Source organism: Caballeronia sp. BCC1704 (assembly GCF_902833455.1).
GTDB lineage: Bacteria > Pseudomonadota > Gammaproteobacteria > Burkholderiales > Burkholderiaceae > Caballeronia.
Genome location: NZ_CADFFT010000002.1, coordinates 602,314 through 618,495 on the forward strand (window position 1 = coordinate 602,314; position 16,182 = coordinate 618,495).

Below are 16,182 nucleotides of genomic sequence, written 5' to 3' on the forward strand. Positions count from 1 at the left end.
CATGTTCAACAAGATACTGATTGCGAACCGCGGCGAAATTGCATGCCGCGTGGCGGCGACGGCCAGGCGCCTGAATGTGGCGAGCGTCGCCGTGTATTCGGATGCGGACGCGAAAGCCAAGCACGTCGATGTCTGCGATGAAGCGGTGCGCGTCGGCGGATCGGCTGCGTCGGAGAGCTATTTGCGCATCGAGCGCATTGTCGAAGCCGCGAAAGCGACCGGCGCGCAGGCCGTTCATCCCGGCTACGGCTTTCTTTCGGAGAACGAAGAATTTGCCAATGCCTGCGAACAGGCGGGCATCGTGTTCATCGGACCGCCTGTGGAAGCGATTCGCGCGATGGGTTCGAAAGCCGCGGCGAAGGCGCTGATGCAATCGGCATCGGTGCCGCTCGTGCCCGGCTATCACGGCGACGATCAGGACGCGGCGCTGCTGCAACGCGAAGCGGACCGCATCGGTTATCCGGTGCTGCTGAAGGCGAGCGCGGGCGGCGGCGGCAAAGGCATGCGCGTGGTGGAGCGCAGCGAAGACTTCATGCAGGCGCTCGCGTCGTGCAAGCGCGAGGCGGCGTCGAGCTTCGGCAACGATCGCGTGCTGATCGAGAAGTATCTGCTGCGCCCGCGACACGTCGAAGTGCAGGTCTTCGCGGACACGCACGGCAACGCGGTGTATCTGTTCGATCGCGATTGCTCGGTGCAGCGGCGTCATCAAAAGGTGCTGGAAGAAGCGCCCGCGCCCGGCCTCTCCGATGAAACGCGCCGCGCGATGGGCGAAGCCGCCGTTGCCGCTGCGCGCGCCGTGAATTACGTCGGCGCGGGCACGGTCGAGTTCATCATGACGCAGGACGGCCAGTTTTATTTCATGGAGATGAACACGCGGCTGCAAGTCGAGCATCCGGTGACGGAAATGGTGACGGGGCTCGATCTCGTCGAATGGCAATTGCGCGTGGCGGCGGGCGAGCCGCTGCCGCTGAAGCAGGACGAGTTGCGCGTGAACGGTCACGCAATCGAAGCGCGCATCTACGCCGAGAATCCGTCGCGCGGCTTCTTGCCGTCGACGGGCACGCTCAAGCATCTGGCGCTGCCGGAAGCGGTCGAATTCACGCTCGATGGCAACGTGCGCATCGACAGCGGCGTGCGCGAAGGCGACGCCATCACGCCGTTCTACGACCCGATGATCGCGAAGCTGATCGTGCATGGCCGCGACCGCCGCGATGCGCTCGCTCGCATGGCGCGCGCGCTCGCGCAGTGCGAGATCGTCGGATTGCAGACGAACGTCGAGTTCCTGCAACGGATCGTGAAGAGCGAGCCGTTCTCGCAAGGCGAACTGGATACGGGTCTCATCGAGCGTCATCGCGATGCGCTCTTTGCGCCGTCGCCGGTATCGCGCGGCAAGGCGCTCGCGCTTGCGTGCGCCGCGTTGCTCACGCGCGAGGGCGGCGAAGCGCACGGCCATTCGCCGTGGGACGCGCTTTCGCACTGGCGCATGGCGGGAGGCTACAGTCAGGACCTGAACTGGCGCGCGGTCGACACGGACGAGGCGCTGAAGGTCGTCTTCACGAAAGATCGTGAAAAGCGCCTGCAATGGGACGAGAAAACCGCGCGCTTCGACTGGTCGCATCGCGGAGAAACGTCGTTCACGGTTCAACTCGACGATGCGCTCATCAAAGGTCACGTCTTCACGGACGGCGACACGTTCCACGTCTTCTACGAAGGCGCGGCGTTCGCGTTCGAATGGCAGAACCTGATGGCGCACGCAGGCGATGCCGAGCACGAAGGGCGTCTGACCGCGCCGATGCCGGGCAAGGTGATTGCCGTGTTGGTGGAAGCGGGCGCGTCGGTGGAGAAAGGCGCGCCGCTGATCGTCATGGAAGCGATGAAGATGGAGCACACCATCGTCGCGCCGACGGCGGGCAAGATCGGAGAGATTCTCTTCGATGTCGGCGATCAGGTCGCCGACGGCTCGCAACTGCTTGTGCTGGAAGCGCAGCCGGCCTAGCGCTTCTTCTTCGGCGGGCGGCCGAGCAGCGTTTCTTCGCTCTCCGCCCGCACGAGTATCTCGACGCGCCGGTTCATCGCGCGGCCTTGCGGCGTGTCGTTGCTGGCGATGGGCCGCAGATACGCCATGCCTTTGGTCGTGAGGCGCTCGGCCGGCACGCCCCGCGCGATCAACGCGCGCGCGACCGCTTCAGCGCGCGCCTGCGAAAGCGTCTTGTTATAGGCGAGCGTGCCGTCGTTATCCGTGTGGCCTTCGATCAGCACGGGCCGCATGCTGCGCTTGAGCACCGTTGCCGCGCGGTCCAGCGCCGGCAGACTGCCGCGGCGAATCTCCGCTTCGTCGGTATCGAAAAGCGCGACTTCGGGAAGCCGCATCTCCACGCCGCCGTTCACCTGCTGCATCGAGATGCCGTACTGCGCATTCAGACGCTCTTCCGTCGAGCGGTCCAGCTTGGTCCCGCAGCCCGTCAACAACGCGAGCGACGCGCATGCTGCTACCGCCAGTAAGCCTTTGCCGACCATTCCGAGTTTCCTGCGTTAATGCCCGAGCCGCGATTATAGGGACGACTGAGCACAGTTTTGTAAAGAACGTTGCATCAATCGTTGCTGCGAAGTGGAACGAATCGTGCGGCTACAATGCACCCGGCTCTATCGCTTTCGCTTGTCGTCGATTCCCTCAGAGGCTCCCTTTCATGGCGATTTCATCGCGCACCGAGACCACGCCCAACGCGGCGGAAGCGGCCGAGCGCACGCGCAGGATGCAGCGCGCGGCATCGGCGGTGCTCTATACCGTTCTCGTGCTGGTTGCGGCTTATACCGCGCGCACCTTCATTCCCGCAGTCGTCTGGGCCGTCGTGATCGCCATTGCGTTGTGGCCGGCGTTCGGCTGGCTGGAGCGGCGTCCGATCTTCCGGCAGCGTCAAACGCTGCTCGCAGTGCTCCTGACCCTCGCGGTCGGCTTGCTCTTCGTGGTGCCGTTCGCCGTCGTTGCGGCGCAGACCGCGGACGAAGCGCACGACATGCTGCAATGGTTCCATGAGATTCTGCGCACCGGCATTCCGATGCCCGCATTTATAGAGCGACTGCCGACCGGCGGGCAGCAGATCGCGCACTGGTGGCAGGCCAATCTTGCGACGCCGCTCGAATCGTCGCCGGCCGTCAAGAACCTGCACAGCGCGACGTTCGTGGCGATGACGCGGCATTTCGGCAGCCGCGTCGTGCATGGCCTCGTGATCTTCGGCTTCATGCTGATGACGCTCTTCTTCATCTTTCAGGCGGGCGCGAAGCTCGGCAGGCAACTGATCGCGGGCTCGCGGCGCGCGCTCGGCGCGGACGGCGCGGCGCTGTTGCAGCGCATGGCCGATTCGGTGCGCAGCACGGTCGTCGGACTGGTCGTCGTGGGATTGGGTGAGGGCGCGTTGCTCGGCATTGCCTACGCCGTGACGGGCGTGCCGCACGCGACGCTACTCGGCATGCTGACTGCGGTCGCCGCGATGCTGCCGTTCTGCGCGCCGATCGTCTTTCTCGGCTCCGCGCTGTGGCTGCTGGCCCAAGGCTCGATGATCGCGGCGGCGGGCGTGGCGATCTTCGGGCTCGTCGTGGTGTTCGTCTCGGAGCACTTCGTGCGGCCGGTGCTGATCGGCGGTTCGACGCGCCTGCCGTTTCTGCTCGTGCTGTTCGGCATTCTGGGCGGCGCGGAGACGTTCGGGCTGCTCGGGCTCTTCATCGGTCCGGCGCTGATGACGATTCTCGTCGTGCTGTGGACCGACTGGGTTCGCGCCTGACGCGTGCGTTCGGTCAGTCGCCGCGTTCCTGCACGCACACCCACGGCGACACGACCACGGCCCACAACTCGGGATCGCGCGCCGCAAGATCGGCGGCCGTTTCGACCTGCACGCGCTCGACGAGCCCCGCCGAAAGCCATTGCGTGACCTGCTGCGTGTCGTCGCTGGCGACGGCTTCGGCCACGCTGACGAGATCGAGATCGCGCTTCACCCAGATCAGCACGCCCTTCGCGAAGAAGCGTTCGAGTTCCGACCAGCCGATCTGCGCGGTTTCGGCGAGGAGCTTCACATAGAGCGGGCTGGGATTGGCGGCGTCGGTCATGGCGGGAATGCGATAAAAACGAAAGGCGTCCGACACTATAGCGCAGTGCCGGACGCCTTCTTTGCCGCGTTGCGCGACGAGCAGCGATTACAGATCGAAGAACACCGTCTCGTTCGGTCCGCGCAGATAGATGTCGAAGCGGTAGATGGTCGAGGACGTGCCCGGCTCGCGCTTCGCGATGAGCGTGTGGCGGCGCTCGGCCGGCACGCTTTGCAGCACGGTGTCCTTGGCGTTCGCTTCGGTTTCGTCGTCGAAATAGATGCGCGTGTACGAATGCAGCAGCATGCCGCGCATCAACAGGATCACGTCGAGGTGCGGCGCGGAATCGTCGTCGGTCGCGCCGGGCTTCACCGTATCGACGATAAAGCGCAACTTCGGGTCCGTGCCCGTGCCGACGCGCGCGAAGCCGCGAAAGCCCGACGCGCGCGCTTCTTCCACGCTCTGCACGTAGCGGCCGTTCGCATCGGCCTGCGCGACTTCGATCAGCGCGTCGCCGATCGGCTTGCCTTCCGCGTCGAACACGTTGCCGACCACGGCGATGTGCTCGCCCGGCACTTCGCGGTCCGCCGCCGAAGCGGTGAACAGGCTCTTGAGGTCGAAGTTGTACTGCTCCGGCACGAGGCCGTACGCGAAATACGGTCCGACGGTCTGGGAGGGCGTTTGCTTGAGGGTCGTCATGATCACTCCGTCGGGGTCTCGTCCGGGCCGCGCAGCACGATGTCGAATTCGTAGCCGAGCGCGTAGTTTTCTTGCGTCGTGTCGATGGAGAAGCGCGAAACCAGCCGATGCCGCGCATGCTCCGGAATGCCCTGGAAAATCGGATCGAGTTCGAGCAGCGGATCGCCGGGGAAGTACATCTGGGTGACGAGGCGCGAGCCGAAGTATTCGCCGAAGAGCGAGAAGTGAATGTGATTCGGCCGCCATGCGTTCGGATGGTTGCCCCACGGATACGCGCCCGGCTTGATGGTCATGAAGCGGTAGCGGCCCTGATCGTCGGTCAGGCAGCGGCCCGCGCCGAGGAAGTTCGGGTCGAGCGGGGCGTCATGCTGATCCGCCTTGTGCACGTAGCGCCCGGCGGCATTCGCCTGCCACACTTCGACGAGCGTGTTGCGCACGGGGCGACCGCCTTCGTCGAGCACGCGGCCAGTCACGATGATGCGCTCGCCGAGCGGCGCGCCGTTCTTCGCCGCATTGCGGGTGAGGTCGTTGTCGTACATGCCGAGATCGTCCGCGCCGTACACGGGCACGCGGCGGTTGCGCAGGTTCTCCTTGAGCGGGATGAGCGGCAGCGAAGGACTGCGCGACACCGACGACCGGTAGCCCGGCGACAGGTAGGGCGGATGCGATTCCCAGTCGCGCGGCGTGAGAATGGGGGACGTCATGTCACTGTCTCCTGATGTTGTGACGTGAATAGGATATTTCTGGCGACTACTTTAACGAACACGCCGAGTTATGGAAAATGACGTTTTATGCGGCGAACCATAACGGCTCTTCATGGATACGGACTTCACCAACACGCGCGTCAAGTTCCGACACTTGCAGTGCTTCCTGGCCGTGACGCAACTCGGCAGCGTGCAGCGCGCGGCCGATAGCCTGTCGATCACGCAGCCGGCCGTGTCGAAAACGATCGGCGAACTCGAATCCATTCTAGGCGTGCGGCTCTTCGAACGCGGACGGCGCGGCGCGGTGCCCACGCGCGAGGGGCGGCTCTTCGCGCCGCACGCGAGCGCGTGCGTCGCAACGCTGCGCGAGGGCGTCGACATGCTGCTGCGGGAGCGCGGGGACGTGCCGGGCGCCGTGTCGATCGGCGCGCTGCCGACGGTCGCGAACGTACTGCTGCCGCCCGCGTTCGCGGCCTTCCGGCAGCAATGGCCGGCGGTCTCGCTGAGCGTGCAGACGGATTCCAACGCGCCGCTGCTCGACCGTCTGAAGGCCGGCGAAGTCGATCTGGTGGTCGGGCGGCTGTCGGAACCGGAGGCCATGCACGGGCTGTCGTTCGAGCAGATTTATCGCGAGCCGCTCGCGGTGGCGGTGCGGCGCGATCATCCGCTCGCGTTCGAAACGCCGCTCACGCCGGCGCTGCTCACGCGCTTCGCCATTGTCGTGCCGCCGTTCGGCACGCTCATCCGGCAGTCCGCCGAGAGCATGCTGACCGCGTTCGGCGCGCATGCGCTCACGGCGCTCGTCGAAACGCTGTCGGTTTCGCTCGGACGCTCGCTCGCGCTTCATAACGACGCGGTGTGGTTCGTGCCTGCCGGCGCGGTCGAGCACGACATCGCGCTCGGGCTGCTCGTCGCGTTGCCGATGCCGTTCGCCGGCACCGACGAGCCCATCGGGCTCATTCGCCGCAACGACGCCGCGCGCACGGCGGTGGAGGAATCGCTCGTGGATGCCATCCGCGAGGCGGGACGCTCGCGCGCAGCGAGCAAATGACCGACGCCCGCGCGCGGCCCGCTGTTTGCTCAGGCAGCATTTACCGCGCAAATTTCGCGGGAACAAAATACTATGACGAAAGGGCGGACATGGCGTGCTCGCGGCATCGAAAGCAAACGTTCACGGTCAACCACCCGCTGCCGCTCGGCCCTCGTTCCCGCCTCCAACCCGTGCCCGCACCGTTCGCACCATGAAGACCGTACTTCTCGTCGACGACGACCCCAACACCATCGAAGCCTGGACTCTTTGCATGCAGGGCGAGGATTGCACTGTTCTCAGCGCGTTCGACGGCAACCGGGCGTTATCGATCCTCGGCGAGCAGGCGGTGGACATCGTCGTGTCGGACTGGATGATGCCGGGCTTAGGCGGCGCGCTGCTTTGCCAGACGATGAAAAACGACGCGTCGCTCGCGCACATTCCGTTTCTGATGATCTCGGGGCATCCAAACCCGCCGGCGTTCGTCAGCTACGACGGCTATCTGCGCAAGCCGGTGGATACGGAAACGCTGCTCTCGGCGGTGAATCGGCTGTGCGCCGCGAAGAAACGCCCGCTCTACTAACGCAGTTCGGCGAGCGCCTCGTCCATCTGGTGCTGCGCGAGCCGGTTCAACTCCTGCGGAATCTCGCAATCCAGCGGCAGCGGCGGCGTGACGATCACGCGAATGTGCCCGCCGCGGTCCGGCCAGCCTTTGGCGGGCCACACCTTCCCGGCGTCGTGCACGACCGGCACCACGGGCACTTTCGTCGCGCAGGCGAGCCGCACGCCGCCCGAGGCGAGCTTGAGCGGCGCATCATGGGCAACGCGCGTGCCTTCCGGAAAAATGACGACGGCATCGCCCTTTTTCAGCCGCGCCGCGCATTCCCGCGTGACCGCCTGATGCGCCTGCCGGATCGAGCCGCGATCGAGGCTCACCATGTCGAGTCCGCGCAAGACCCAGCCGAAGAACGGAATCTTCATCAGTTCCCGTTTGAAGACGAAGCTGATGCGGCGCGGAAAGAGCGCCATGAACGCGAGCGTCTCCCACGTCGATTCGTGCCGGCTCAGGATGATGAACGGTCCTTCCGGTAGATGCTCCAGCCCTTCCACCGAGCAGGTCACGCCGGCGATGACGCGCATCATCGCGACCATGGCGCGGCACCAGAGCTTCGCGAGCCAGTAGCGCCCGTTTCGGCCGACGAACGGGAAGAGCGGCAGGATCAGGATCGACCAGAGCGTGCCGCTGCCGAGCAGATAGGTAGCGAATAGCCACTTGACGAGAGTGCGGCGCATCGGGCGTGGGAAGCTATCGGATTGAAGGAAGGCGATAAGGGCAGAAGCATAGCGTATCGCTCTTTCGGGAGCTTTCATGCGCGGCTCGCGTCCGAATGCAACAATGGTCGCCGTTCAACACTTTCGGGAAAGACGCGATGGATGCAGTGCCGGTGAATTTCGACGAGGGCATGCTCGACGTCGGCGACGGACATTCGATCTACTGGCGCGCGCAGGGCCCGCGCGATGCGCCCGCGCTGCTCGTCGTGCACGGCGGCCCCGGCGGCGCGATGAACGTGAAGTGGGCGGAAGTGCTCGGCGCTCACGCGTGGCGCGTCGTGTTCTTCGACCAGCGCGGCTGTGGCAAGTCGACGCCTTTCGGCAAGCTCGAACACAACGGCCTCGACGCGCTCGTCGGCGACATGGAAAAGCTGCGCGTCGCGCTCGGCATCGAGCGATGGGCGCTTTTCGGCGGTTCGTGGGGCACGACGCTCGGACTCGCGTACGGCGTCGCGCATCCGGAACGTTGTACGGGCTTCCTGCTGCGCGGCGTGTTCCTCGCGCGCCAGGAGGATATTGACTGGTTCCTGTGGGACGTGCGTCGCGTGTTTCCGGACGCGCACCGCGCGTTTCTCGACGCGATCGAAGCCGCCTGCGGCCAGCGCCCGGCGAACGCGCAGGAGATTCTGACGCTGACGGAGGCGCCGCTCGCGCGCTTCGACGAGGCGGGCGCCCGGCTCGCGCGAGCGTGGACGCTGTATGAGACGACGCTATCGGTCGTCAACAAGCCGGCCACGGAACCCGCCGACGAGGACAAGCGGCCGAGCGCCGAGGCCAACGCCGCTGCGGTCTCGATGGCGCTGCTCGAGCGTCATTACATGGCGGAGGAATTGCCGCCGACGCCGCTGTTGCCGCGCGTCGCGCGCATCGCGCATCTGCCGTGCCGAATCGTTCACGGGCGCTTCGACATGGTTTGTCCGGCGGATCAGGCGGTGGCGCTCGCGGCGCAGTGGCCGGGCGCGGAACTGGCCGTCGTGAGCGGCGCGGGGCACTGGACGTTCGAGCCGGGCAACGTGGCGGCGCTGCGGGCGGGCGCGGCGGCGCTTGCGGAGGCGGTTCGAGGTGTGTGAGGGGGCGGGCGTCTGCGACGATTGCGCGGCTGTCATCACCGGCCCGTGAACGCGCGCAGGCGAGTAAGCGAAGCAGCGGCGTGCGCTCGCCGGCCGAGGGTACTCTTGTGGCGAAGTCCCGCTCGCCGCAAACGTCGACGCGGCCTGTAATCAGCGCAGGCGACTGATCGAAGCAGCGACGTGCGCGCGGTGTCGGTGAGTGGTCGCCAGGTCGAGAGTTGCGCTTGCGACGATGGCGAGCGCGGCCCGTCATCCGCCCGCAAGCGTGGCTGGGCGAGCAATCGACGCGGGGGCGTCCGCGCGGCTTCGCCAGCGCTAGTCAGTCGAGGGTGACTCTTCTGACGATGGCGGGAGAGGCCCGTCACCTGCCTGCCGGCGTGTGCGGACGAGCGATCGGGCAGCGGCGTGCGCGCGATTTCGGCGAGCGCTGGCCAGCCGAGCGTCGCGCTTACGACGATCGCGAGCCCGGACGAGCCATCAAGGCAACGGCGTGCGCGCCGCTTCCGCGAGCCGACGCCAGTCCAGATCGACGCCCGCGACGATGGTCCGCTCGCCGCGCCGCGTCGCGATAGCGAGCGTCACGCACAGCGACGTGCCCGTCACGGAGAGATACGGCGCCGACGTAATGACCTGCTGCGGTTGCGCGCAGGCATCGACGAAATACGAGCGATTGTCCCAGCGGCCGCGCGACGGATCCGAAATCGGCGCAAAACGCTCGCTGCGCCGCTTCGCGCAGACGCCGGGCAGCGCGGGCATGAACTCGCGGCCGGCTTCGTCGAGAAAGAAACAGCTCACGGTGCTCGGCAGCGCCAGAATCTCGGCGCACGCCGACTCGCCGCTCGCGCCACCCGCGAGGCGTCGCGCCGCCTGCGCGAGCCCGGCGCGATACGGCATCAGCAACAGGTCGCGCGTCAGGCGCTCGGTGCGGCGTGTCTGCGCGAGCGTGTCGAATGCCTCTTCGATCAACGCGGTGGCCGCGCCGCCCGGCATCAGCCCTTCGCTGGGCTTGCCGAGGAGATAGCCCTGCACGAAATCGACGTTGGCACGCGCGGCGAGCAGCAGATCCTCGCGCGTCTCGATGCCTTCCGCCACCACGAACATGCCCGACTGATGCAGCAGATCGACGAGCTTCGGCAGCACCCAGTCGCTCAGATGTGCGCGCTTCTGCGCGTTTTGCACGCGGATGAGACTGCGATCGAGCTTGACGATGTCCGGGCGCATCGTCAGCAGCCGGTCGACGTTAGAGTGCCCCGCGCCGAAGTCATCGACGGCGACGAGAAAGCCTTCCGCGCGAAACGCCCGCGTCGCGCCGGCAATGCGTTCGACGTCGATGCCGCCCGACTCCAGCACTTCGATAACCAGCTGCTCGGGCGCGAGGCCGGCATCGCGCGTGCGCTGCGCGAATTCGCGCGCATAGCCCGCATCGGTGAAGGTCGCCGGGTTCATGTTGACGAAGAGCCACTGGGCGCTCGGCAAGAAGCCGGCGGCGCTGCGCAGATGCGTGAGATGGCTCAGGCGGTCCAGCTCGACGACCTTGCCCGACACGATCGCGCGGCCGAAGAGATCGAACGGACCGATCAGCGGTTCATCGTCGCTCGTGTCTTTCTTGCCCCGCAGTAGCGCCTCATAGCCGATTTCGCGTTGATGCGAAAGGCTGAAGATGGGCTGGACGTGCGTCGAGAGCGTGATGCCGTCGACGACTTCGGCGCGCCGCATCAGTCTTCCACCCGTTCGCGCGAGGCGCGGCAGGCGCGCGCCGGCCAACGGTCGTCAGGCAGAGCAGACGAGGGCGCGCACGGGTCGGCGGACAGAGCGGAGAACGGCAGCACGGCGGCGATACGAAACTTCGAATGGGATGCCCACGTTATCGGCGTGCCCGACACGAACTTGAGCGCGCCGCCGGATTTGCCGGTGCACGTCCCGCGACCTATCTTTGATGATGCGGTGATACGATCGCGCTGCAACTACCTGGCGCGCGGCTCGTCGAACGCTGCATTCGAACTTCAAGAGAGACATCGATGGCGCAACAGAAAACCAATCCGAAACTCGAGCAGGCGCTGACGCGCGGCGATCTGGCGATCCGTCAGGCCAACTCGGGCCGCGCCACCGCGGTGCTGCGCGCGCTCGGCAAGATGATCGTCGAGGCATCGGCGACCATCGGCGTCGAGGCGCACGTCGTCATCCACGATGGCGACAAGATCTACGATCCCGCCGACGGCGTCTGGCCGCAGCAATTGCTCGTCTCGCTCGACGGCCCCGTCGAAGAGAACGATCCGGACGAAATCCGCACCGTCACGCTGCTCGCCGACACGCCGGGCACGGTGTTCCGGTGCGAATGGCAGCGGGCAGACGGCAATCTCGGGCGACAGGAAGGCCGGCCGCTCGCGATGGTCGCTTTCATTACAGACGTCGATATTCCCTGGCTCGACGAAGAAGACTAAAGCGGGCTCTGCCTGCACGGCAAACGCGGATAGCGGCTGCGGCTGCATCCGCGTTTTTCTTTTGACGGCGCTTGCCAGTGGCAAATACGACACGCAAACGTTTCCGTCAGTGGTTTTCTATTTTGCAGGCGCTTAAGAGTCATGTCTTATTTCTGCATTGACAGCTATTCTTCGAATTGCCTCTCGCGCGGGGTTTTGTCTCTGGCTTGCCCTCGTTTCGGTTCACCATTTTCGTGCACGATTATTCCCGTACGGCAGATGCTTATTCGATCGTCGAAGCCTACCGGTTGATAATTCGTTTTAGAAGTTTTCCTCCACCGACGTTGCCCGAAAGTTGCTCCTGAACAGCGGCAAGCGCGCACCCCGTTATTTGACTTCGTGAGAGGCTCGACACGCCGCATTGAGGGTCCTACCTACCATCAGCCCTCATGACGCGGCACATCCTAATCGCCGAGAAAAAATGGGGTTTAACAAATGGAACGTCTGGATCTTGCCAATCACGCCGCCGTCAACCAAGCGAATCAATTCGACAGCGCACTTCGCCCGACGCTTACGGTCGTGCCCTCGCTTCAGAAAACCGAGCGCATGCCGTTTACTATTCGTATCGTCCGCGACGATGACGGGCTGCAAAAAGCCGTAAGCATCCGACGTTCTGCGTATGGGCGGCATTTGCCGGAATTCGCCGAGAAAATGGCGGTTGAGCGTTCAGACCGCGATCCCGGCACGGCTGTGCTGCTCGCGGAGTCGAAACTCGACGGCGCGCCGCTCGGCACCATGCGCATTCAAACCAATGCGTATGGCCCGCTCGCAGTCGAGCAGTCGATCACGTTGCCGGATCATCTCGCGACGAGCCGCCTCGCCGAAGCGACGCGGCTCGGAGTCGCGGGCGGCATGGTCGGCCGTGTCGTGAAAGTGGCGCTGTGCAAGGCGTTGTGGATGTTCTGCGAATTGCACGACATCGACTGGATGGTGATTACCGCGCGCGCGCCGCTCGACCGTGAATACGAGGCAATGTTGTTCAGAGATGTTTTCGGTGCGAATGAATATCTGCCGATGTCGCATGTCGGTGGGTTACCGCACCGAGTCTTGGCGAAAGAAGTGGCTGTCGCGCGGCAGCGTTGGGAAGAAGCGCGTCATCCATTGTTCAACTATATGGTGAACACGCATCATCCGGACATCGATCTGCAATCTGTCGATTTATCTTTTGATTGGGAAACGGTAGGATGCCCGGAGGCGCCGTTGATGGCTTATGGCCGTTAATGGCACCGCCGTTTTTTCAGGGATGCACCAACGAAGGTAAAAAGTAATTAACCGGACCCCGGCGCGGTCCGGTTGGCCAAAAAGGCAGCGGTGACGGCGTGCCGTCCCGCTGTTCGCCAATACCGGCGCGACGGGGCGCTGGCGGCGTGAACGGGGGTTGTCCAGGTATGGCGTCGGTTATTCCAGCTTCCTTATCGAGATTCAAACGAAGCGGCTCGTGGATCGACGACGCGCTGTACGCCGTCGCCGTCTACGCGGTGCCGTTTCTCATTGCGATCGGCACCATCGCCACGCTTTATTTTCTGCCGCGCCAGTACGAATCGCGCGGCGCCATTGCGCTGCCACTGCGCGTCGTGGCGGACGAAGGCGAGCAGTTGCGACCCGCCGAGGCGCTCGCTGCGCTGAGCGCCGCCGCGCCCGTTCAACGTTACAGCACCCATCTTTCCGAAAAGCCCGTCTGGTTCATGTTCACTGCGCCGCCAATGGGCGGCGAGTTGACGACCACGGTGGAATTGCCTTCGCGTCATGCGCAAACGCTTGCCTGCTGGGACGCAGCGACCTTGCTCCCGCTCGGCCGAGCCGACCGCGATTCAGCGAGCGGGTCGATGCATCCGGTGAAGGCCGGCTTCTTCATTCAGGCGGGGCGCCTCACGCAACCCGAGACGATCCTTTGCCGCGGCACGTACTCCGGTCCGGCCCAGATCAACGCGCTCGCGTGGAACTGGCAGGGCCTGCGCAGTTCCGCGCTCGACTTTCAGGAAAGCTCCGGTCTCATCGCGGGCGGCCTTCTGACGCTCGCCGTCTTCGTTTTCGTCACGGCGCTCATCAACCGCGAGTGGACGTACGTCATCTTCGCGGTATGGCTCGTCGGCAATCTCCGTCTGTGCGCGAACGCGATGGGCTGGGACATGCAGTGGCTCGGCCGCGTGCTGCCGTCGGAATTCATGATGCCGCTGCGGCAGATCACCTTCGCCGCCTACTATCTGCTCACCGCCGCGCTCTTTGCGCAGTTGTTCCGTCGCGAGCTACGCGTGGTCGGTTATCGGTGGCTGCTGCGGGTCATTCAGTACGTGGGCATCGTGCTGCTCGTCGCGGCGCTGGCGTTGCCTTATTCGCTGTTCATCCCGACGCTGTGGGTCATCGCGGGATTCGGCATCTGCGTGCTGGTCTTCTTCCTCGTGCGCCTCGTGTGGATGGCGCGTTCGCGGACCGTGCTGTGGTACGTGGCGTCGCTTGCCATCGTGCTGTTCGCGACCTTCTCGGAGGTGCTCGGGGCCGCGTTCGGCGTGAAGCTACTCCTGAGCGGCGTCAACACGGTCATGGCCGCGCTGTCGTCGAGCATGATGGCCGCGTTCGCCATTGCCGAGCAGATGCGCGCCGAGCGCGACGTCCGCCGGCAGGCGCAGATGGAATTGCGCAATACCTATGAAGTCACGCCCATCGGGCTCTTCACGCTCGACGAGAAAGGTCACTTCGTCCGCACGAATCCCGCGTTGCGCGCCATGCTCGACTTGCAAAAGGGCGAGTACAAGCAGCGGCACTGGCACGACTATTTCGAGCCGGGCGCGTGGGGCGCGTTGCAGGCGCTTGCGTCGAAGGGCAGCGACGGCGAACTGGAAATGAGCGGTTCGGTGGAACGCGGCACCGGCGAGCGCCGCTACTTGCTGAAGGCCATACGCTCGAACGGCTGGATAGAAGGTTCACTGCAGGACACGACCGAACGTTCGAAAGCCGTCGAGCGCCTGCGCTTTCTCGCCGAGCACGATCCGCTCACCGGCTCGCTGAACCGTCGCGGCGTCGAGAAAGCGATCGCTGCGCAGAACGAGGAATCGCTGCCGTGGGCGCTCGCGTATGTCGATCTCGACCGCTTCAAGCTCGTCAACGACCTCTTCGGACACCGAAGCGGCGACGAAGTCTTGCGGCAAGTCGCCGCGCGCACGCGGGCGCATTTTGCGCGCAGCTATCCGGTCGGACGCATCGGCGGCGACGAGTTCGTCTGCGTGATGAACGACACGTCGATCGAAGACGCCATCGCGCAATGCCGCGAGCTCATCTCCATTCTGAGCGACGCGCCGTATCAGGTCGGCAATCGCGCGTTTCAGGTGAAGGCGTCGATCGGGCTCGTGGAATGTTCGCAGGGCGTGCGCGTGCAGGACGCGCTTTCGCACGCTGACCGCGCGTGCCGCGAAGCCAAGAAGGTCGCGCACACGCATCTGGTCACGTATCGCAAGGGCGCGGCGGCGTTCGAGGAGCGCGCGGAAGAACTGAAGCTCGTCGAAACGCTGGGGCGCAATCGGCTGCCGCCCGGCCTTTTCCTCGTGATGCAGCCGATCATGTCGCTGCGCGCGCCGAACGAGTCGCTGAACTTCGAAGTGCTGCTGCGCATGCGCGCGCCCGACGGGACCACGCTGCCGGCGGGCAAGGTCATCGTGGCGGCGGAGGAATCGGGCAATATCGCGGCGATCGACCGCTGGGTGATTTCCACGCTGCTCGAATGGATCGAGACGCACCGCCATGAATTGACGAACACGCAGTTCATCTGCGTGAACCTGTCCGGCGGCTCGCTCAACGACGAGCAGTTCATGGAGGACATCTTCGCGCTCTTCGCGCGGCATCAGTCGGTCGTCCAGTATCTGTGCCTCGAGATTACCGAGAGCGTCGCGCTGCACGACCTCGAAAACACCCAGCGTTTCATTGCACGCGTTCACGAAATGGGCGGCAAGATCGCGCTCGACGATTTCGGCGCGGGTTATACGTCGTTCAAATACCTGAAGTCCCTTTCGGCGGATGCGCTCAAAATCGACGGCGAATTCGTGCGTTCGATGTGCGAGCATCCGGCGGATATTGCGATCGTCGAGGCGATCGTCGCGCTGGCGCGCAATCTCGGCATGCGCAGCGTGGCGGAGTGGGTCGAGGATATCGATACGCTGCGCGCGTTGCAGGAAATCGGCGTCGATTACGTGCAGGGCTTTCTGGTCGCGCGGCCGCAGGACAGTTCGGCCATTCTCGCGGCACGCTCGGCGGCGAGCTTCGTCAAGGACCCGGAGGTCGTCAGCTTCGTGCAGTGTCTGTCGGAACCGGCGCAGGCCATTGCCATCGACTTCGAGCGGCGCACGCGCGCCGCGAGCACGCACTGATATTGTTAAGCGGCGCGTTTTTGGCGGCCGGGCTCAGGCCGCCTTCATCTCACTCAGAATCTTTTCCGCCGCAATGGGAATGCGCGTGTCGTCCCATTGCGCGAGCCATTGCAGTTCTTTTCGCGTGAAATAGCCGGCGTGATTTCGGAGCGCATATTGGAGCGCATCGACAACGTGATCGCGGATGATTTGCGGCGCATTATCGTCCGTGACGACTGCGTGAAATGCTTCGAGTGTGCTCATGTCGCGTTTGTCTCGTTCGGGCATTAATGAAAGCCATTAAACATAACCGGCCAAAATACGCGGACGAAATAGTCGGCGCGGCTCCCCGGCGTGCGCATAGCGGGCGGTTCCTGTCTAGACAAGACAACGAGAGAAACACTACGTCATGGCCGGGAAATCCCTAATACAACGCGAGTTGTATATACAAGA

Annotated in this window: 15 protein-coding genes; 8 read left to right on the forward strand and 7 right to left on the reverse strand. The window is 64.7% G+C overall.

The features are described from left to right. Position 1 precedes the first annotated feature (1 nt). Entirely contained in the window at positions 2–1,996 is a 1,995-nt protein-coding gene (locus tag HWX53_RS12375) for an acetyl/propionyl/methylcrotonyl-CoA carboxylase subunit alpha (RefSeq protein WP_175941140.1), read from the forward strand. Here the strand turns inward: HWX53_RS12375 and HWX53_RS12380 are convergent. Next, on the reverse strand, positions 1,993–2,517 hold the full coding sequence (locus HWX53_RS12380) for an OmpA family protein (protein WP_175941142.1): 525 nt from the start codon (positions 2,515–2,517) through the stop codon (positions 1,993–1,995). The two genes, HWX53_RS12375 and HWX53_RS12380, sit on opposite strands and share 4 nt — an antisense overlap. Positions 2,518–2,687: 170 nt before the next feature. Here HWX53_RS12380 and HWX53_RS12385 point away from each other — a divergent pair, with 170 nt between their 5' ends. After that, complete coding sequence (locus tag HWX53_RS12385; protein WP_175941144.1) at positions 2,688–3,779, forward strand: AI-2E family transporter; 1,092 nt, start codon at positions 2,688–2,690, stop codon at positions 3,777–3,779. 13 nt (positions 3,780–3,792) lie between these two features. On the opposite strand, the gene HWX53_RS12390 is transcribed toward HWX53_RS12385, so the two are convergent. The 3 genes from HWX53_RS12390 to pcaH form a co-directional block, all read right to left on the reverse strand. Further along, entirely contained in the window at positions 3,793–4,101 is a 309-nt protein-coding gene (locus tag HWX53_RS12390) for a DUF2288 domain-containing protein (protein ID WP_175941146.1), read from the reverse strand. Between the two features lie 87 nt (positions 4,102–4,188). After that, positions 4,189–4,779, reverse strand: a complete 591-nt coding sequence (gene pcaG, locus HWX53_RS12395; protein WP_175941148.1) for a protocatechuate 3,4-dioxygenase subunit alpha — start codon at positions 4,777–4,779, stop codon at positions 4,189–4,191. A 2-nt stretch (positions 4,780–4,781) separates the two neighbouring features. Further along, entirely contained in the window at positions 4,782–5,483 is a 702-nt protein-coding gene (pcaH, locus tag HWX53_RS12400) for a protocatechuate 3,4-dioxygenase subunit beta (protein WP_175941150.1), read from the reverse strand. Between the two features lie 112 nt (positions 5,484–5,595). Between pcaH and pcaQ the strand changes: the two genes are divergently transcribed. Both pcaQ and HWX53_RS12410 read left to right on the forward strand, forming a co-directional pair. After that, entirely contained in the window at positions 5,596–6,534 is a 939-nt protein-coding gene (pcaQ, locus tag HWX53_RS12405) for a pca operon transcription factor PcaQ (protein ID WP_175941152.1), read from the forward strand. Between the two features lie 190 nt (positions 6,535–6,724). Then, complete coding sequence (locus tag HWX53_RS12410) at positions 6,725–7,093, forward strand: response regulator (RefSeq protein WP_175941154.1); 369 nt, start codon at positions 6,725–6,727, stop codon at positions 7,091–7,093. Here HWX53_RS12410 and HWX53_RS12415 read toward each other — a convergent pair. Then, positions 7,090–7,803: a lysophospholipid acyltransferase family protein gene (locus tag HWX53_RS12415; RefSeq protein ID WP_175941156.1), complete on the reverse strand. Its 714-nt coding sequence runs from the start codon at positions 7,801–7,803 to the stop codon at positions 7,090–7,092. The two genes, HWX53_RS12410 and HWX53_RS12415, sit on opposite strands and share 4 nt — an antisense overlap. A gap of 137 nt (positions 7,804–7,940) precedes the next feature. Between HWX53_RS12415 and pip the strand changes: the two genes are divergently transcribed. Continuing rightward, positions 7,941–8,912, forward strand: a complete 972-nt coding sequence (pip, locus tag HWX53_RS12420; RefSeq protein WP_175941158.1) for a prolyl aminopeptidase — start codon at positions 7,941–7,943, stop codon at positions 8,910–8,912. 477 nt (positions 8,913–9,389) lie between these two features. On the opposite strand, the gene HWX53_RS12425 is transcribed toward pip, so the two are convergent. Further along, complete coding sequence (locus HWX53_RS12425) at positions 9,390–10,628, reverse strand: EAL domain-containing protein (RefSeq protein WP_175941160.1); 1,239 nt, start codon at positions 10,626–10,628, stop codon at positions 9,390–9,392. A 302-nt stretch (positions 10,629–10,930) separates the two neighbouring features. Between HWX53_RS12425 and HWX53_RS12430 the strand changes: the two genes are divergently transcribed. The 3 genes from HWX53_RS12430 (at position 10,931) to HWX53_RS12440 (ending at position 15,750) form a co-directional block, all read left to right on the forward strand. Beyond that, a complete protein-coding gene (locus tag HWX53_RS12430; RefSeq protein WP_159834340.1) occupies positions 10,931–11,353 on the forward strand; it encodes a hypothetical protein in 423 nt (140 codons plus the stop codon). 474 nt (positions 11,354–11,827) lie between these two features. Then, positions 11,828–12,613: a hypothetical protein gene (locus HWX53_RS12435; protein ID WP_175941162.1), complete on the forward strand. Its 786-nt coding sequence runs from the start codon at positions 11,828–11,830 to the stop codon at positions 12,611–12,613. A 167-nt stretch (positions 12,614–12,780) separates the two neighbouring features. Next, on the forward strand, positions 12,781–15,750 hold the full coding sequence (locus tag HWX53_RS12440; RefSeq protein WP_175941164.1) for an EAL domain-containing protein: 2,970 nt from the start codon (positions 12,781–12,783) through the stop codon (positions 15,748–15,750). 33 nt (positions 15,751–15,783) lie between these two features. Here HWX53_RS12440 and HWX53_RS12445 read toward each other — a convergent pair whose 3' ends face one another. Next, a complete protein-coding gene (locus HWX53_RS12445; protein ID WP_175941166.1) occupies positions 15,784–15,993 on the reverse strand; it encodes a hypothetical protein in 210 nt (69 codons plus the stop codon). Between the last annotated feature and the right edge of the window lie 189 nt (positions 15,994–16,182).